General features: G+C 62.9%; 16 protein-coding genes. 6 read left to right on the plus strand and 10 right to left on the minus strand.

Annotated features, from left to right (window positions below):
- Positions 1 to 2 precede the first annotated feature (2 nt).
- Positions 3 to 947, minus strand: coding sequence for an acyl-CoA dehydrogenase family protein (locus XW59_RS23955; RefSeq protein ID WP_206077741.1), 945 nt, complete (start codon positions 945 to 947; stop codon positions 3 to 5).
- A 14-nt stretch (positions 948 to 961) separates the two neighbouring features.
- Entirely contained in the window at positions 962 to 2,122 is a 1,161-nt protein-coding gene (locus XW59_RS23960; RefSeq protein ID WP_082137778.1) for an acyl-CoA dehydrogenase family protein, read from the minus strand.
- Positions 2,123 to 2,321: 199 nt separating this feature from the next.
- On the opposite strand from XW59_RS23960, the gene XW59_RS23965 reads away from it, so the two are divergent.
- Complete coding sequence (locus tag XW59_RS23965) at positions 2,322 to 3,164, plus strand: IclR family transcriptional regulator (protein ID WP_170990205.1); 843 nt, start codon at positions 2,322 to 2,324, stop codon at positions 3,162 to 3,164.
- A gap of 26 nt (positions 3,165 to 3,190) precedes the next feature.
- On the opposite strand, the gene XW59_RS23970 is transcribed toward XW59_RS23965, so the two are convergent.
- The 5 genes from XW59_RS23970 to XW59_RS23990 form a co-directional block, all read right to left on the minus strand.
- Positions 3,191 to 4,183 carry an aldo/keto reductase gene (locus XW59_RS23970; RefSeq protein ID WP_047148279.1) on the minus strand — a complete coding sequence of 331 codons (993 nt, stop codon included), beginning with the start codon at positions 4,181 to 4,183 and terminating at the stop codon, positions 3,191 to 3,193.
- Between the two features lie 20 nt (positions 4,184 to 4,203).
- A complete protein-coding gene (locus XW59_RS23975; RefSeq protein ID WP_047148215.1) occupies positions 4,204 to 5,373 on the minus strand; it encodes a thiolase family protein in 1,170 nt (389 codons plus the stop codon).
- On the minus strand, positions 5,373 to 6,266 hold the full coding sequence (locus XW59_RS23980; protein WP_206077742.1) for a 3-hydroxyacyl-CoA dehydrogenase: 894 nt from the start codon (positions 6,264 to 6,266) through the stop codon (positions 5,373 to 5,375). Before XW59_RS23980 ends, XW59_RS23975 begins: the two co-directional genes overlap by 1 nt.
- 48 nt (positions 6,267 to 6,314) lie before the next feature.
- The gene (locus tag XW59_RS23985) at positions 6,315 to 7,124 is read right to left on the minus strand and encodes an enoyl-CoA hydratase-related protein (RefSeq protein ID WP_047148280.1); all 810 of its coding nucleotides are present in this window, start codon (positions 7,122 to 7,124) and stop codon (positions 6,315 to 6,317) included.
- A gap of 66 nt (positions 7,125 to 7,190) precedes the next feature.
- The gene (locus XW59_RS23990) at positions 7,191 to 8,855 is read right to left on the minus strand and encodes an AMP-binding protein (protein WP_047148217.1); all 1,665 of its coding nucleotides are present in this window, start codon (positions 8,853 to 8,855) and stop codon (positions 7,191 to 7,193) included.
- 321 nt (positions 8,856 to 9,176) lie between these two features.
- Here XW59_RS23990 and XW59_RS23995 point away from each other — a divergent pair, with 321 nt between their 5' ends.
- From XW59_RS23995 to XW59_RS24010, 4 genes are read left to right on the plus strand one after another with little or no spacing between them, the layout of a single operon-like run.
- Positions 9,177 to 10,340, plus strand: coding sequence for an acyl-CoA dehydrogenase family protein (locus tag XW59_RS23995; protein WP_047148218.1), 1,164 nt, complete (start codon positions 9,177 to 9,179; stop codon positions 10,338 to 10,340).
- On the plus strand, positions 10,337 to 11,500 hold the full coding sequence (locus XW59_RS24000; RefSeq protein ID WP_047148219.1) for a thiolase: 1,164 nt from the start codon (positions 10,337 to 10,339) through the stop codon (positions 11,498 to 11,500). The genes XW59_RS23995 and XW59_RS24000 overlap by 4 nt, the downstream gene beginning before the upstream one ends.
- A 1-nt stretch (position 11,501) precedes the next feature.
- The gene (locus tag XW59_RS24005; protein ID WP_047148220.1) at positions 11,502 to 11,933 is read left to right on the plus strand and encodes an OB-fold domain-containing protein; all 432 of its coding nucleotides are present in this window, start codon (positions 11,502 to 11,504) and stop codon (positions 11,931 to 11,933) included.
- A 28-nt stretch (positions 11,934 to 11,961) separates the two neighbouring features.
- On the plus strand, positions 11,962 to 12,324 hold the full coding sequence (locus XW59_RS24010; protein WP_047148221.1) for a hypothetical protein: 363 nt from the start codon (positions 11,962 to 11,964) through the stop codon (positions 12,322 to 12,324).
- 101 nt (positions 12,325 to 12,425) lie between these two features.
- On the opposite strand, the gene XW59_RS24015 is transcribed toward XW59_RS24010, so the two are convergent.
- Positions 12,426 to 13,274, minus strand: a complete 849-nt coding sequence (locus XW59_RS24015) for a hypothetical protein (protein ID WP_047148222.1) — start codon at positions 13,272 to 13,274, stop codon at positions 12,426 to 12,428.
- A gap of 126 nt (positions 13,275 to 13,400) precedes the next feature.
- Between XW59_RS24015 and XW59_RS24020 the strand changes: the two genes are divergently transcribed.
- Complete coding sequence (locus XW59_RS24020; protein ID WP_170990206.1) at positions 13,401 to 14,444, plus strand: ABC transporter substrate-binding protein; 1,044 nt, start codon at positions 13,401 to 13,403, stop codon at positions 14,442 to 14,444.
- A gap of 32 nt (positions 14,445 to 14,476) precedes the next feature.
- On the opposite strand, the gene XW59_RS24025 is transcribed toward XW59_RS24020, so the two are convergent.
- A complete protein-coding gene (locus XW59_RS24025) occupies positions 14,477 to 15,631 on the minus strand; it encodes a Bcr/CflA family efflux MFS transporter (RefSeq protein ID WP_170990207.1) in 1,155 nt (384 codons plus the stop codon).
- Between the two features lie 69 nt (positions 15,632 to 15,700).
- The gene (locus XW59_RS24030; protein WP_170990208.1) at positions 15,701 to 16,573 is read right to left on the minus strand and encodes a CoA ester lyase; all 873 of its coding nucleotides are present in this window, start codon (positions 16,571 to 16,573) and stop codon (positions 15,701 to 15,703) included.
- Positions 16,574 to 16,666: the final 93 nt, after the last annotated feature.

A 16,666-nucleotide genomic window follows, 5' to 3' on the forward strand; every position in this document is an offset into this window, starting at 1 on the left:
ATTCAGGCCGCCGCCCGATCAACGATGGCCGACCACAGGCCGTCTCCGCCTGCAGCGCAACCTATGCGGCCGATCTCTGCCTCGCACCAGCCCTGCGCGCCCCAGCGGTCACGCCAAGCCCAGAGACGTTTGGTGAAACGATGGAGGTGATGTTCGTCGGTGAAGCCGATCGCTCCCATCACCTGATGTGCATTGGCCGCGATGACGGTGGCGGCGCGAGCCGCCTGTGCCTTTGCGGCCAGCCAGTCTAGCCTTGTCGCAGTACCACGATCGATGCCGGCGAGCGCGGCTCCCACGGCGGCTTCAGCGATTAGCCGCTCGGATGCGGCGTCGGACAGCATATGTTGGATCGCCTGGAATTTGCCCAATGGGCGACCGAACTGCTGGCGCGTGTTTGCATGATCGGTGGCGATATCGATCACGGTCGACATCGCCCCCAGCATTTCGGCGGCTTGCAGCAGGATCCCGCCAACGGCAATCCGCTCGACTGCAACCGGATCGGCGTCGATCTTGCGGGATGCGCCGAGCGCGGCCATGGGCTCATGCGCCAGAGATTCAGCCGCGGCGCCGCCGATCGTCCCCGTATGCAGGTTTGCGCCGCTCGTTTCCAAGGTCACGACGAATGCCGTTTGCGCTTCGTCGAAGACCGGCACGGAAGACGGAAGCAGATCGTTGACACCCAAACCGGCGCTGTAAGTGGCTGCCGTCGCGTCGAACCCGGCGAGTACGGCGAGAGGCGCGGCAACCAGCATCTCCACGATCGGAAGCGGCGCGGCAGCCTGTCCCCAGCGGTAGGCGATCGCGGATGCTTCCCGATAGCTCACTCCAAGGCCACCCGCATCCTCTCCGGCTAGGGCGAGGAGCAGGCCTGCCTCCAGGATGGCATTGCGCAGGATCGGTGCCTGCGCGTTCCGCTCCAGTATGCGAGCGGCCGTCTCTTCCAGCATTCTTGCCGTTTCGCTCACCTGAGACCGAGCTCCCTTGCGATGATGCCCTTGAGGATTTCACGTGTTCCGCCGCGTAGGCTGAAGCACGGTGCGTTCAAGATGGCGGTTGCAAGCGCCGCTTCGAACGGTGCGCCTGTCGCTGCCGGCACGATGTCGAGCATGCGGCGTGCGACCTCGGGTATCTCCTGTTCCAGCGTGGTGCCCATGTCTTTCATGGCCGTCGCCATGCCGGTGACGGGCAACCCGGCGGAAAGGCGCCCGGAGATCGCGACCGAGAGCGCGCGAATGCTGACGACCCGCGCCAGCAGCCTGCCGATGGCTGCTGCGTCATGGCGGTCGGGATTCCGGCCGGCGGCCTGCGCCATGATGGTCAGCACGCCCATGGTGGAGAGAATGCGATCCGGGCCGCTACGCTCGAAGCCGAGTTCTTCAGTGACCAGTTTCCATCCATCACCGCCTTCGCCCAGCAGGTTCTCGGCTGGAACGAAATTCCCGTCGAAAAGCACTTCGTTGAGTTCGTGCACGCCAGCGAGATTAACCAGCGGGCGGACAGACACCTTGGGGTCGTCGAGCGGGACGACGAACTGCGAAAGCCCGGCATAACGGTTCTCGCCCTTTTGCTCGGTACGGCACAGCACGATCAGGTAGTCCGCATGCTGCGCGTTGGTGGTCCAGACCTTGCGGCCGTGGAGCGTGTAACCGCCGTCCACCCTTTCCGCGCGGGTACGGATCGACGAAAGGTCGGAACCGGAATCCGGCTCGCTCATGCCGATACCGAAAGTGCATTCTCCAGCCGCAATGCGCGGAAGGATGGATTTGCGGACCGCCTCGGTGCCGTGACGCAGGATCTGCGGTCCGCTCTGGCGGTCGGCGATCCAGTGCGAGCCGAGCGGTGCACCGGCAGCCAGCAATTCCTCGCAGACGACATAACGCTCCGCTGCGCTCCGCTCATGCCCGCCATGTTCGCGCGGCCACGTCATGGCGATGTAGCCGCGCTCGGCGCAGCGGCGTGAAAATTCACGGTCGAAGGTCGTCCAGGTCTGCTGACCAAACGTAATGGAGCCGGCCTTGCGCTCCTCCGCCACGAACGCCCGCACCTCTTGGCGCAAGGAGTCGAGACCAGCCAGCGGGTCGTGTCCGTCGCCGAGATGCGGCGGAAGGGACATAGCGGTCATTCGGTATCTTGTCCTCCGTTGCCTGGGGTGGCCAGCTTCCTGCGCGGTCGTTCTATCGCGGTTCCAATTCCTTATCAAGAATGATATTCTCTATTGGAAAAATCAGAAAAGCCCACGAGATTGTCAGCTTAATCTGGCAAACATATATTCTCTATGGCGAAAACTTGCTAAAGCGACCTTGGGATTCTAGGAGCTGATGATGAGCAGGGTGTCCGCACAAGCGGTCGAGAAACCGGTCCGCCGACGGTTGCCGCAAGACCTTGACGGCGACGATGCCGCCAAGATAGCCCCCTCGGGTAAGCTCGTCGGCGCGGTGACCGGGGCGGTCAAGATCCTGCGATATCTCAGCAATGCGCGAGAGCCGGTTGGCGTATCGCGGATCGCCAAGGACACGAAGGTCAACACCTCGACTTGCTTCAACATCCTGCGCACGCTCGCGGTGGAAGACCTCGTCACATTCGATCCCTTATCCAAGACCTATTCGATAAGCCTCGGCATAATGGAGCTCGCCCGTGGGGCGACCGCGCTCGGTGGTGACCTGTCGGTGGTGCGGCCGCTAATGGAGCGTATCGCCAACGCCCGGAACGTGACGCTCACGCTCTGGCAGCCTGTTTCCGCGAGCAGGAAGGTACTCGTCTACAGCGCGCTTGCACGCAGCGCGATGCGCATCCACATGGCCATCGGCCAGCGCATGCCGCTTTTCATCGGTGCGACAGGCCGCCTGTTCGCTGCGTTCACCGATATTTCCGAGCGCGAGCTGGAGACGCGGTTTCGTGAAATCAACTGGAACTTGCCGCTGACATTCGACGAGTTCAGGAAGCAGGTCGAAGAGGCGCGCGAGTCCGGCTGGGCTCGTGACGACGGCAACTTTGCCGCTGGCACGATGTCGATCGCGGTGCCGATCCTGGATCGCGATGGCGTGGCTGTCATGGCGGTAACGGCGACGATGTTCGCCGGCCACTACAGCGACGACAGCCTGCCGGAACTCGTGAACGACCTGCGGGAAGTGGCCGCTTATGTCGCGCGTGTGATCGAGCACTGATCCAGTGCGCAGCGCCGATCAAGCCGTCATTGCTCTTCGGCAGCCTTCCATACGCGCGATCCGGCGATCGCCTCGGGCGACAAGATAGATGCGAGCTCGTCGAGTTCATTGCGGCTCAGCCGGATCGCTTCTGCGCCCACGTTCTCTTCCAGATACCGGATGCGCTTGGTACCCGGAATCGGCAAGATGTCGTCGCCCTGACCGAGAAGCCAGGCAATGGCGATCTGACCCAGAGTGGCTCCCTTTTCAGCCGCCAACGACTTGATCCTCTCCAGCAGGACGAGATTCTTGTCCAGATTCTCGCCACGAAAGCGGTCCGCGTTGAGGCGCAGATCGTTGCTGGCAAGCGTCGAGGTGTTGGTGACCGCCCCGGTGAGGAAGCCGCGGCCCAGCGGGCTGTAGGCGACGAATGTCGCGCCGATCTCACGACAGGCCGGAAGGATCTCGTCTTCCACGTCGCGATGCCACAGCGAATACTCGGACTGTAGCGCGGAGATGGGATGGATCGCATCCGCGCGGCGCAACACGTCCGCACTGATCTCGGAGAGGCCGATGGCTCGGATCTTGCCGGCCTTCACCAACTCACCCAGCGTGCCGATCGTGTCCTCAAGCCTGGCGGAGTGGTCCATGCGATGGATGTAGTAGAGATCGATGTGGTCGGTACCCAGCCGCTTCAGGGAAGCGTCGCAGCATTTGCGGATATAATCGGGCGAATTGTCCAGGTCGCGATCGTAAAGGCTGCCGCTCGGGCCGTTCGGATCCCGCACGACACCGAATTTGGAAGCGATCACCAGCTTGTCGCGCCTGCCGGTCGCGAACTTGCCGACAAGCGTTTCATTGTGGCCGCGCCCGTACATGTCGGCCGTGTCATACATGGTCACGCCGATCTCGAAGGCGCGCTCCAGCGTGCGCATGGAGTTCTCATCGTCGCGATCACCGTAGAACTCCGACATGCCCATGCAGCCGAGGCCGATTGCCGAAGCGTGAATGTCGGTCTGCCCGATACGTATCCGGCGCATGAAAACCTCCGATTTTGCGATCAAAGTCGCTCAATGATCGTTGCGGTGCCGAGCCCGCCATTGCAGCACATGGTCTGCAGGCCATAGCGGCCGTTGCGCTGCTCCAGTTCGTTGATGAGCGTCGTCATGAGACGTGCGCCGCTGGCACCGAGCGGATGACCAAGCGCGATGGCGCCGCCATTGACGTTGAGCTTTTCTGGATTGCCGCCGGTTTCCGCAAGCCACATCAGCGGTACAGGCGCGAAAGCTTCGTTGACTTCATAAAGATCGATATCGTCGATCTTCAGACGGGCACGGGCAAGCACCTTGGACGTGGCAGCGATGGGGCCGGAAAGGACCAGTTCCGGATCCGATCCCACCGTGGTCATGGACACGATGCGCGCTCGCGGCTTGAGACCCGCGCGTCGCGCCGTTTCCGCCTCCATCACGAGCAGAGCGGCCGCACCGTCGGAAATCTGCGAGGCATTGCCTGCGGTCACGCGACCGTTCTCGCGAAAGCTCGTCTTCAACGTGGCGAGCTTCTCTCGCGAGGTGTCGCGGCGGATGGTCTCGTCTTTCGCCAGAATGGTATCTGTCGCCTCAGCGCTTCGCTCATGCCAGTCGCCGATGCGGATCGGTACGATCTGGCTGTCGAACCTGCCTGCATCGGACGCTTCAGCTGCGCGACGGTGGCTTCCGATCGCATAATCGTCGAGCTGGTCGCGCGACAGGTTCCAGCGGTCCGCCAAACGCTCCGCGCCTTCGCCCTGCGACACCGTCTCGAAGCGATCGAGCACGGCGAAGCCGAAGGGGTCGCCATGAATGTCGCGGTTGCTGCCCATCGGCACGCGGCTCATGTTCTCGGCGCCGCCAGCGACGACAATGTCGGCGGCGCCGCTGACGATCGAGCCGACGGCATTGTGCAGCGAGACCTCGGACGAGCCGCATTTGCGGTCGATCGTTAAGCCCGGCACGCTGATCGGCCACCCGGCTGACAGCAAAGCCGTGCGCGCGATGTTGGCGCTCTGCTCGCCGATTTGAGTGACGCAGCCGAAAATCACGTCGTCCACAATCGCCGGGTCGATACCGTTGCGCTTCACCAGGGCGTCCAGGACGATAGCGCCGAGATGATCCGCGCGCACCCCGGCTAGCGCGCCGCGAAAGCGGCCGATGGGCGTGCGTACGGCGTCGACGATGACTGCTTCGCGCATCAGAACGGCCTCAGACCGGAGCCGGGGACCTTTTGACCGTCCTCGTATCTGTAGACGCCGTGCCCTACCTTCCGCCCGTACCTCCCGGCCTTCACCATTTTGATGATCAGCGGGCAGGGGCGGAACTTCTCACCGAGCGTGCCATGCAGGTAGTGCAACACCGATAGCCGCGTGTCCCAGCCGGTCAGATCGCCCAGTTCAAGCGGTCCCATCGGATGGTTGAAGGCCATTCGGAGCGAAGTGTCGATGTCCTCGGCGGTAGCCACGCCTTCCGACAACATCCACATGGCCTCGTTGCCGAGAAGCGCCGAGATGCGGCTGGTAGTGAAGCCGGGGGCCTCGTTGACGACGATTGTCGTCTTGCCGATAGCTGCCCCGATCGATTGCGCGCGCCTCACGGTCTCGTCGGCGGTCGCGATGCCTCGGATGATCTCCAGCAGCTTCATCTTGTGGACTGGATTGAAGAAATGCATGCCGACAACACGCTCGGGATGCTGCGAGGCGGCCGCGATCTCGGTAATGCTAAGCGCTGAAGTGTTGGTGGCAATGATCGCGTTGCTGTCCAACACCGTGTCGACGGTACGGAAGATGTCGAGCTTGACCCCGATCGATTCCGAGGCTGTCTCCACGACGAGCGTAGAGCCGCGGGCGGAGCTGGCGAGATCGGTGGAGACGGTGAGGCCGTCAGCCACGCGCTCTGCGACCGATGCATCCACCTTGCCGAGGCGGATGCCGTCGTCGACGATCCTCGTGACGGTGGCCTTGGCCTTCTGCAGCTGGTCATCCTTGATGTCGACCATGACGACCGGGGACCCCGCCACCGCGAATGCGTGCGCGATACCCAGGCCCATCTGACCCGCACCTACCACGACTGTCTTGCCCAGCGTTGTCACGTAGTTTTTCCTCATGCACTGTGGAGCGCGGCATCCCGTCGACGCCGCCTATTTTCCGGTGAAGACCGGCTTGCGCTTTTCCTTGAAGGCGCGCGCGGCCTCCATCCTGTCGGATGTCGTCGAAAGGAGCGCGAACAGGTTGCGCTCGAACGCCTGGCCTGCCGCGAGCGGAAGGTCGCCCGCGGCGCGCGCCGCTTCCTTTGCATAAGCGGTCGCGCGTGGTGCGCGCGTCGCGATCCGTCCGGCAAGCGCGATGGCTTCTTCGAGCAGGTTCTTGCGATCGGCGACCAACCTGGTGACGAGACCTATCCGAAACGCTTCGGCGGCGTCGATGCGATCGCCCGTCAGGAGCAGATCGAGCGCGCGACCGTGGCCGACGAGGCGCTGCAGACGCTGCGTGCCGCCAGCGCCGGGAATTAGGCCGAGGCCGGTTTCGGGCAGCGCAAAGGTCGCATCGGCACAGGCGACGCGGATGTCGCAAGCCAGCGCCATCTCCATGCCGCCGCCGAGGCAGTGACCGTGAACGGCTGCGATGACAGGCTTCGTGACGCGGTCGAAGGCATCGATCCAGGCGCGCCGCATATTACGCTCGCGCACCTCGATCGAGGTTTCCGCCTCCCGAATCTCCTTGATGTCGGCGCCCGCACAGAAGCCACGCGCCGTGCCTCCATGAAGGAGGATCGCGCGTATCTCGACATCGTCTTCCAGTCTCTGCAGCGCCTGCGGAAGCTGCAGCCGTATCTCCTCGTTGATCGCGTTGATCTGGTCGGGTCGATTGAGTGCGACAACTGCGACGCCTCCCTCGATTGTGACCTCGACAGCACGAGGGTTGTTCTTTGTCGTTTCGGTGTTCAGCATGCCTCGATCCATCCTGTCGGTCGGGCACGGACGATTGTCCGACCACGCCTGCCATGTGTCGTCGGTTCAGACATTCTTGCGTTGTCCTGAGGCGCTCCCGGTCAAGCGCTGGCGGTCCCAGGTCGCGGGGGTTACGCCGGCTTCCCGAAGCTCCTTCTTCTTCACCTTCTCGGAAGGAGTCTGCGGCAGGCTTTCCATCACCTCGACATATCGCGGCACCATGTAGCCAGCCATTCGCTCTTCGCACCAGGCGATCAACGCGTCGTATTCGAGGGCGCCGCCGGGGTCTTTCAGGATGACACAGGCCTTCACTTCGTCCTCGCCGCCGGCTTCGTCCGCCTTCACGCCGACGACAGCGCATTCGGCGATCGCGGGGAACGAGCGCACCACCGACTCTACCTCGAAGGACGAGATGTTCTCGCCTCGACGACGGAGCGCATCCTTCACGCGATCGACGAAAAAGTACCAGCCGTCGGCATCGCGCCGCAGAGCGTCGCCGGTATGGAACCACAGGTTCCGCCAGGTCTCCACCGTCTTCTCCGGCATGCCGAGATAGCCGTTGGAGATAGTGCCGGGACGCTTGTGGCGCATGACAAGTTCGCCGATTTCACCCTCCGCAACCTCCTCATCGGTTTCGGGGTCGACCAGCCGTACCTCGAACCATTGGTCGACCAGCACGCCGGAAGCACCCGCCGGGCGTTTTGCGCCACGCGGCGTCATGAAGACGTTGGAAATCTCGGTCTGGCCGAAACCGTCCATGAATTCGATCGGGCCGAAACGCTCGACGAACTTCTCCGCGAGATCGACCGCCAACGGCGCGGCATAGATCATGCGCAGTTGGTGATCCTTGTCCTCAAACGAAGGGGGCGTAGCCATGATGAAAGCCATGGTGGCGCCGAGAAGGTTTGCTTTCGTCGCTCCGGAACGGCGCGCGCGGCCGAAGAAGTCGGAGGCGCTGAACTTGCGATACAACACCACATGCGCGCCAGCGATCAGCGTCGGGTAGATCGTCAGGAACTGGGCGTTGCCGTGGATGAACGGGAACGCCGTCATGTAGATGTCGTCCTCGGTCAGCGCCATCAGCTGCAGATCTTCCTCGGCGAAGAAGTAGAACTGCGAGTGCGGCATGATCACGCCTTTGGACCATCCCGTAGTGCCGGAGGTGTAGAGTATTGCCGCCGTGTCGAAGCGGGTCACCTCGATGCCGGGATTGGATTCGTCGTCGCTGTAGAGCTCCGCGTGGTCATGCAGGCGGATACGCTTCAGGGCGTCGGCTGCAAGGCCTTCCAAGCCGCCGATGACATAGCAGCGCTCGACCGTGGAGATGCTGTTCTCGACCTCTGCCACGCGCGCGACCAGTTCCGGCTCGGTCACCAGCACCTTGGCCTGCGTAAGCTTGATCTGGTGCTCGAGGAAGGCTCCTCGCTGCATCTCGCCCACCGGCGCCTCGACCGCGCCGATTTTTTGCAACGCGAACCAGGTGAGTACGAATTCCAGCGAGTTCGGCAGGTAGAGCACGACGATGTCACCCTTGCGCACGCCGCTGGCAGACAGGCCATGCGCGATGCGGTTAACCTGCGCATTGACCTCACGGTAGGTCAGCGGTTTGCCTTTGTCCGTCCACTGCAGGAACGGACGGTCGGCGCGCTTCTGGGCCTGATGTTCGAGAATCTTCGGCAGAACCCACATGTCCTGCGGAAAGGTCGGTTCGAAATGCGGATAAGTAAGCATGTCGTTTCCGTTCAGCCGTCACCCCGCCGTGCGGGCAGAAGCCGGTACAAGGAACTGGCCGATCTGGGGAGTTGCCCGCGGGCGCGTGTATCTCGCTGACAATTTTTCGTTGCTCCTCCCGGTCGGACACCCCTCCGGCGCTTCCAGCCAGATTGCAGTCTCATCGACTGTGCAATCAGCCTCATGCTGTCTAACTTCCGCGGACGAGGAATTCAAGCATAATTCTATATACAGAATGACATTCTTTATTGAGATAAAGCTGACACATGATAGAACCGTCCAGCCGGCAGGCCGGCGCAGGGTGGAGTCGGGAGGTTTGCGATGAGCGAATGGCACCTATGGCCGTGGCCTTTTTTCGAGGCTGCGCATATCGAACTGGCTGAGCGCGCGGCGGCATGGAAATCGCCCGTCGACCACGAGGTTTCCGAGGCCGAGTTTCCCACGGCGTGTCGCGAGATCGCACGATCGCTGGGTGATGCCGGCCTGCTCGCACCCGCCGTACCATCTCGGGACGCGGAAGGACGCTGGAACATCGACGTACGTTCACTCTGCATCGTGCGCGAGGCGGTGGCCTATGAGAGTGCGCTGGCGGATGCGGTGCTGGCCATGCAGGGCATCGGCACGGGCGCGATCTGGATGCATGGCAGCGAGGAACACAAGGCGCGCTATCTCGATCGCGTGCGCCGGGGCGAGGCAATCGCGGCCTTCGCTCTGACCGAGCCGACTACCGGCTCAGACGTTGCGAGCATCACGACCACGGCCCGGCGCGAGGGCGACCATTACATTCTCGATGGCGAGAAGACCTTCATCTCCAACGCCGGCATCGCAGACCACTACATCGTCGTGGCGCGCACCGGAGAGGCGCCGGGATCGCGCGGGCTGACCGCGTTCATTGTCGATGCCGACAATCCGGGCGTCGAGTATGGCGCGCCGATCGAACTCATGGCACCGCATCCGCTGGCGCCCATGTCCTTCCGCAACTGCCGCGTGCCGGGGACCGATGTGATCGGGGAAGCGGGGCGCGGCTTCGGCGTAGCCATGGCGACCTTCGACGTTTTTCGCACGTCAGTGGGTGCAGCGTCCGTCGGCATGGGGAGGCGCGCCTTCGACGAGACGCTGGCGCATGTGCGCACGCGCAAGCTGTTCGGCGGCGCGATGGCCCAGATCGCCGGCGTTCAGACCAAGATTGCGGACATGTCCATTGATCTGGAGACTGCGGCGCTTGCGGTTTACCGGGCTGCATGGGTGAAAGACACGGCGGGCGGACGCGGCACACGCGAGGCGTCGATGGCCAAGCTGATGGGTAGCGAGGCCGCGGGTCGCGTGATCGACTCTGCCGTGCAGCTCTTCGGCGGCCTGGGCGTCACGCGCGGCTCCATCGTGGAGCAGCTTTACCGCGAGGTGAGGCCGACCCGCATCTATGAGGGGGCGTCGGAGGTGCAGAAACTGGTGATCGGACGTTCGCTGGTCGAGGGCAAGGGATGAGTATCGCTCGCAAGACCGCGCTCGTCGGCGTTGGTTCCACGCCTTACTACAAGCGCGGCAAATCGCTGCCGCAGACCATGAACGAGCTTGTCTGCAAGGCGATCCTCGCGGCGGTGGACGATGCGGGCCTGTTGGTTGGCGATATAGACGGCTTCGCCTATTATTCCGGCGGCTTCGACACGCCTTATCTGATGGAGACGCTGGGAATCCCGGAGCTGCGCTTCAGCGCGACCGTGACCGCGACAGGCGGCGGCTCTGCCGGAGCGGTCCAGATGGCGGCGATGGCGGTGGCGAGCGGCGTCGCAAAGACCGTGGTCGTCGTCGGCGGCAATCAGCAGGCGGCGCTTCGCTTCGGCGCTTTCACGTCCGGTTATGCGCCGAGCGCGGAGGGGGCGTTCTTCGCGGCCTCCGGGCTTGTCGGTCCGGGTCATATGTTTGCGCTGCTTGCGCGGCGCCACATGCATGTCTACGGCACGAAACGGGAGCATTTTGCCGAAATTGCCATGGCGATGCGGGCGCATGCCATCGGCAATCCGAATGCGGTGATGCAGAAGCCACTGACGCTGGACGACTATTTTGCCGCGCCGCTGATTGCCGATCCGCTCTGCCTCTACGATTTCTGCTTGGAAACCGATGGCGCGATCGCGGTGGTTGTCACCTCGGCCGCGCGCGCGCGAGATCTCAAACAGGTCCCGGTGGTCATTCACGCTGCGATGCAAGGCGGCGAACGCGGCTGGGGTCGTTCGCTCTACTGGATGAACATGCCCGAAGAGCACTTCCTCACCTCCGGTCACCGTTTCGTGGCACGCGAACTCTACCGGATGGCGGGGCTGACGCCTGCTGACATCGACACCGCTCAGCTATACGATCACTTCACTCCGATGGTGATCGCGCAGTTGGAGGATTACGGCTTCTGCAGGCCTGGCGAGGGGGGCGAATATGTCGCCAGCGGAGCGATCCGATATGAGGGAGGTTCGCTGCCGGTCAACACGGATGGTGGCCAGCTGTCCTGCGGTTATATCTGGGGCATGACCCATATACGCGAGGCGATGGAGCAGATTCGCGGCACCGCCTTCAGGCAGGTGCAGAATGTGAATTTCGCGCTCGCTACCGGCGGACCCTCGAACCTGCCGCTCAGCGCCGTGATTCTGGGGAAGTGACATGACGAGCGACACCGCCAAGGTTCCGGCCGAAGAAATCTTCGAACTCATTACCGACCAATGGACCGGGCCTTACTGGGATGCGGCACGCCGGCATGTGCTCACCGTGCCGAAATGCGCGTCCTGTGGAAAGTTCCGCATGCCGCCGACGCCGTTCTGCCCGCACTGTCTCTCGCAGGAAATCGAATGGCCGGAGCTTTCGGGCGGGGGTACCATCTACAGCTACACGGTGGTCACCCGCGCTATCATCCCGCAGATGGAGACGACGCTGCCTTACGTTCCCGCGCTGGTGGAACTTCCCGACGCGCCGGGCGTGCGGCTCGTCACGAATATCGTCGACGTGCCCGTCTCCGAAATCAAGGTCGGCCAGGCGGTGAAGGTACGTTGGCATGACCGGCGCGACGGCGTGACGGTGCCCTGTTTCACCTTTTGAAGATGTCCTCGGCGACCGGAGATGCTGCATGCCGCGACTTCTGATGATAAGCTTTAACAACGCCAAACCCGGTCGGGATGACGACTTCAACCGCTGGTACGACGAGCAGCACCTACGCGACGTCCTGGGCGTGAAGCATTTTGTCAGCGCGCAGCGTTTCTGTATCGATCCGGCGGCCGGCGGTGCAAGTTTCGCATTCGGTTACATGACGATCTTCGAGGTCGATTCCGACGATATCCCGGCACTTACTGCAGCTCTGGCTGAACGCAGCGGCACCGATCTGATGCCGCTCACCGATGCGATGACGGACCAGCGATTGCGGCTGTGGGCCGCTCCGATCGGACTTGAAGAGGCCTCCACTTCTAGGACGAATCCACATTCAGCACTGTAGCGAAAGCACAATCGCTGCGAGATGGGTGATGTTGTGCCGACGGACCGCCTCTGTCGTCGCCTCTCGTGAAGATGGCGGCATCAAAGTTCAGGATCGATCACCTAGCTCGCGCTACGTTTCAGAAGCAACGCTGCCGCTTCCGGTGTCCGCATGCCTTTCCTCACGCCGGCCGCGGCTGCAAGCGCGTTGGCCGCGCTGATCGTCCCGTCGTGATAGGTGCTAAGGCCGTCACCCATCCGTGCGGTGCGTCCATCGACGCAGGCAACAGCGAGATCATGTGCCTCCACGGCGAGCATGCCCTGAATGCCAGAGCGGTCACGCCCCATGCATCCATCGGAAGCGATGAAGCCGAAGGGGCGGGTACGCAACATGTTATGCACGGCCCGTAGAGCCGTATGCCCGCCCGAGACGAGTACGTTCCGGTGATCGATTTCCGGAATGCCGAAGGCGATCGAATCGAGACAAACGATCTGCCGCCCGCCGGGCGTCTCACTGATCACGGTCCGGTTGGTGATCTCGTCGGGTGCCTTGGGCTGTGGATCGATGTCGAGCAGCATTCGCGCCGCGTGCTTCACGCTCATGCCACGAACGACGCCACAGTCGCGGGCGAGTTGGTTCATGAAGCTGATGCGCCCATTCTCGTACATGTCGCGCGAGTCGCCGAGCAGGACGGTCATTACGTCGGCCATGGCACAGGGAATGCCTAGCGCCTCCAGATAATACATTCCGCTGATTGCATATCCCTGGGGGCCCCCGCAGCAGTCAACGCTGATAACTGCGCGCGGCCTGTACCGGCCGATGAAGCGGGCGGGAAGGATGCCACCATAGGATGCGTTGACGATCACGTCGCGATCGCGGTTATCGCCGTCCACATCATAGGCGGCGTCAAGCGCCATGATCCGGCCGCGCCGCGTCGCCAGAACCTCATGCTGCTCCAGTATAAGTACCATTCCCTACTCCTCCCGCGATCGCAATCTGCGCCAACGTATCATTCTGATTAGAGAATGCTATTCTCATTTATTGACTTGGCCGGATGTCGGTCCGAATGTGTCCAGGTCCAAAGGGAGGATTTTGACATGAGAGGATTCTTGACCATCGCACCTCGCGGATGGCGCGCCTTGGCACTGGCCTGTTCCGTCGGCTTCGTCGTGGGGTTGGCAGGCGTTGCCGGCGCACAGGAAACGGTTCGCTACGGGCTGGCCGTGGCGTCGCTCAATCATGGGCCGGCCCTTCTTGCGGGTGCCGATCCCTCCATCTTCGCCGGCCATGGGTTGAGCATGGATGTCACGGATTTTCGCGGTTCGGCAAACAATTGCGTCGCGGCCCTGCTATCGGACGCGGTCGATCTCTGCCAGATCGGCACGACCACCGGTGTCGACGCGATCGCCGAGGGCGCCGATCTCGTTGCGCTTGCGGTTACAAGCGGGCCGGTGGCTGAAATCGTGCTCTCGTCCTCGGCCGCCGCGAAACTGCCGGTCGCGGCAGACTCGCCGATGGAAGAACGACTGCGGGCGTTGAAGGGGCTGCGGCTCGTTTCGGGTGGAACCGGAACGGCGAATTACGTGATTCTGCGCCAGATGCTGAGCGATGCCGGTCTCTCAATCGACGATATCCGGCACAGCGCGTTGCAGGATTCGGTGGCAATGCTTGAGAGCCTGCGTCACGACCGAATAGACGGCGCGATGTGGGGCGCCGGTGCCACCGGCAAGATGCTGGACGAGGGCGTTGCAGTGCGCTGGATTTCCACCGCTAGCAAGGATCTCCCGCAAATCAGCAGCATCCCCTTCGTGACGATCTTCGCCAAGCGATCCTGGACTGAAGCGAATGCTCAGAAGGCGGAGAAGATCCATGCCGCGCTGGTCGAGGCGATCGACCGCATGGTGACGGATCTCGAAGGTAGCTCGAGGCTCTTGCGCGAAACCTATTTCCCCGAACTTGATGAGGCCATCTTCAAGGATGGTCTGACACAGGCTGTCGCAGCCGCCGGCAATTTCCCGGAAGCGAAGGCGACGGCGTCCGGCTGGCAAACGTTGCTTGACCTGCAGCAGGCGAATACCGGCAAGGATTACGCGAACGTGTCTTTCGAAAGGGTGATCATGCCCTTCGCGCGCGCCGACTGATCGAGCGCTGAATTGCCGCCTTCCAGAAATCGTCAAGCGGGTTCGGAGGGCCCGCTTGCTGCACGCGCGCTGAGCACGGCGAAGGCGAGCGCGCTGATACCCAGCGTCGAGGTTACGCAGAGGACCAGGGCCGTCGAGACGAAGATCGAACCGCCGAGACCGCTGAACACTACGCTTGCCGAGGCGGTCAGCATTTGCGCGCAGCCGAAAAGTCCGGTAGCCGAGCCGATCATCGTGCCGCTTTCCGATACCGCGCGTGTGAGGGTTAGCGGGCTAAGCAGGCCCACGCAGACGGTGAAGAGGTAGCTCGGTATGATGAATCCGGGCACGGTGAGCGTGCCGGTCAATCCCTGAACGAGCAGGCTGGCGGCCATCATGAACGCCACCGCCGAGCCGTAGGCGAGCAGTCGCTCGAAACTCATACGGCGCACCAGTGAGCGCGAGACGAGGCCCCCCGAGATGATGCCGGCGATGAACACGATGTAGAACAAACTGACTTCCCAGGCCGGGCGGCCCAGCGTGCCCGTCACGATGAAGGGGGATGCCGTCAGCAATGCGAATTGTGGTGTCGTGCACAGCGCGCCTCCCGCGACATAAGCGAGGAAGCGGGGCCGGCGAAGAAGAGCCAGGTATCCCGAGAAAAGGTCGGTAAAATTCGCGATGCGGATGGCTGAGGTTTCCCGCAGCCACAAGATCGTGCCGGCCGCCACGCACCAGCCCATGAGCGACAGTGCGAGGGGAATCGCGCGCCAGTCGAAGGCTGCGGCGAGCCATTGGCCGATGATCGGTGCGGCGGCGGGTGACAGCAGGATGAAGTTGTTCACCGACGCCATCCGTGCGACGGCGTCGTAGTCCTTGGCGGTGTCTTGGATGACCGCGCGGCCGAGCGTGAGTCCCGCACACCCGCCGAAGGCCTGCAGCATTCGGGCAACGATCAGCGTGGCGAGGTTGGGAGCGAGCGCGGCGGCGATGCTCGCGGTCGCGTAGAGGCACAAGCCGGCGATCAGTACGGGGCGCCGTCCGAACCGGTCAGAAAGCGGCCCATAGATCACCTGTCCGAACGCCAGCGAAAGCATATAGGCGCTGATGACCAGTTGTACCGAGCCCGCGCTGACCCCGAAATCGGCGGCGATCATCGGCAGTGCCGGCACGAAGGCGTGAATCGCCAGGGTCCCTGATCCGGTCACGAAGACGATCAGCCAGAAGGGGTAGGGAGCGGGTGGTGGGTATGCCTTCACCGGGATTGCCGGGCTGCGTCAGGCCAGATCCCACAGTTCGAGGAATTCCCGCGCGGTGACTGCATGGGCAATGTCGATATGCTCGCCTCTGTACATGACAGCGCCATCGCCCTTCTTCTCCGCCTCGGCGAAGGCCGCGATCAGACCCCGGTAGTGGTCTATCTCTTCGGCGCTGGGCGAATATATCTCGTTGACGACGACGACCTGCGCCGGATGCAGTACAATCTCGCCCGTGAAACCGAGCTGCTTGTTGAATTTCGCCTGTCTGCGCAGACCCTCCGCATCGTGCACGTCCTGCCACATGCCGCCGATCGGGAACGGCTTCTTCGCTGCCCTGCTCGCGATGACCGCGCGCGAGCGGTGATAGAGCGTCTCGGTGCCTTCAGCCGTCCAGGTGAAGCCAAGGTTACGCTCCAGATCCGCTCCGCGTGCGGATACGGCTATCAGGTGGTCGAGGCGCGGATGCGAGGCGATTTCGAACGCGAATTGGGACGCCCCGGCGGTCTCGATCGGCACGACGAGCCGGGTCGAGCCGATAGCCATGCCTTTCTTCTGCTCGATCTCCGAAATCAGCCTATGCAGCAACTCGATATCCGTGGGGTCCTCCGCTTTGCTGACGAAGATGCCGTTCAGCCCCGGCTGCACCACGGCGCGCAGATCGTCCACGTCATAGCTGTGGTGGCCGCGGTTGGTCCGCACGAACAGCTTCGACTTGCCGCCTGCAAGATCCGGGATCGCGGCCGCGACCGTTGACCGGGCTTTCTCCTTGAGGGCGTGCGGGACGCTGTCCTCCAGGTCCAGAACGATCGCATCCGCGCCGAAAGTCGGTATCTTAGCGATCCAGCTCGCCTTGTGGCCGGGGACGAACATAAGGCTGCGTATAGGTTTCAAGGTAGCCTCCCAGCTATGCGCCCCGGCGCGGTGCCTGGGCTGGAACTTGTCTGCACAAGATTTGCATTGCCTCGGCATGCGGTCAAGGCGGTT

Origin of the sequence: Aquamicrobium sp. LC103 (genome assembly GCF_001014615.2) — a bacterium.
In the GTDB taxonomy this organism is placed as follows: domain Bacteria; phylum Pseudomonadota; class Alphaproteobacteria; order Rhizobiales; family Rhizobiaceae; genus LBCQ02.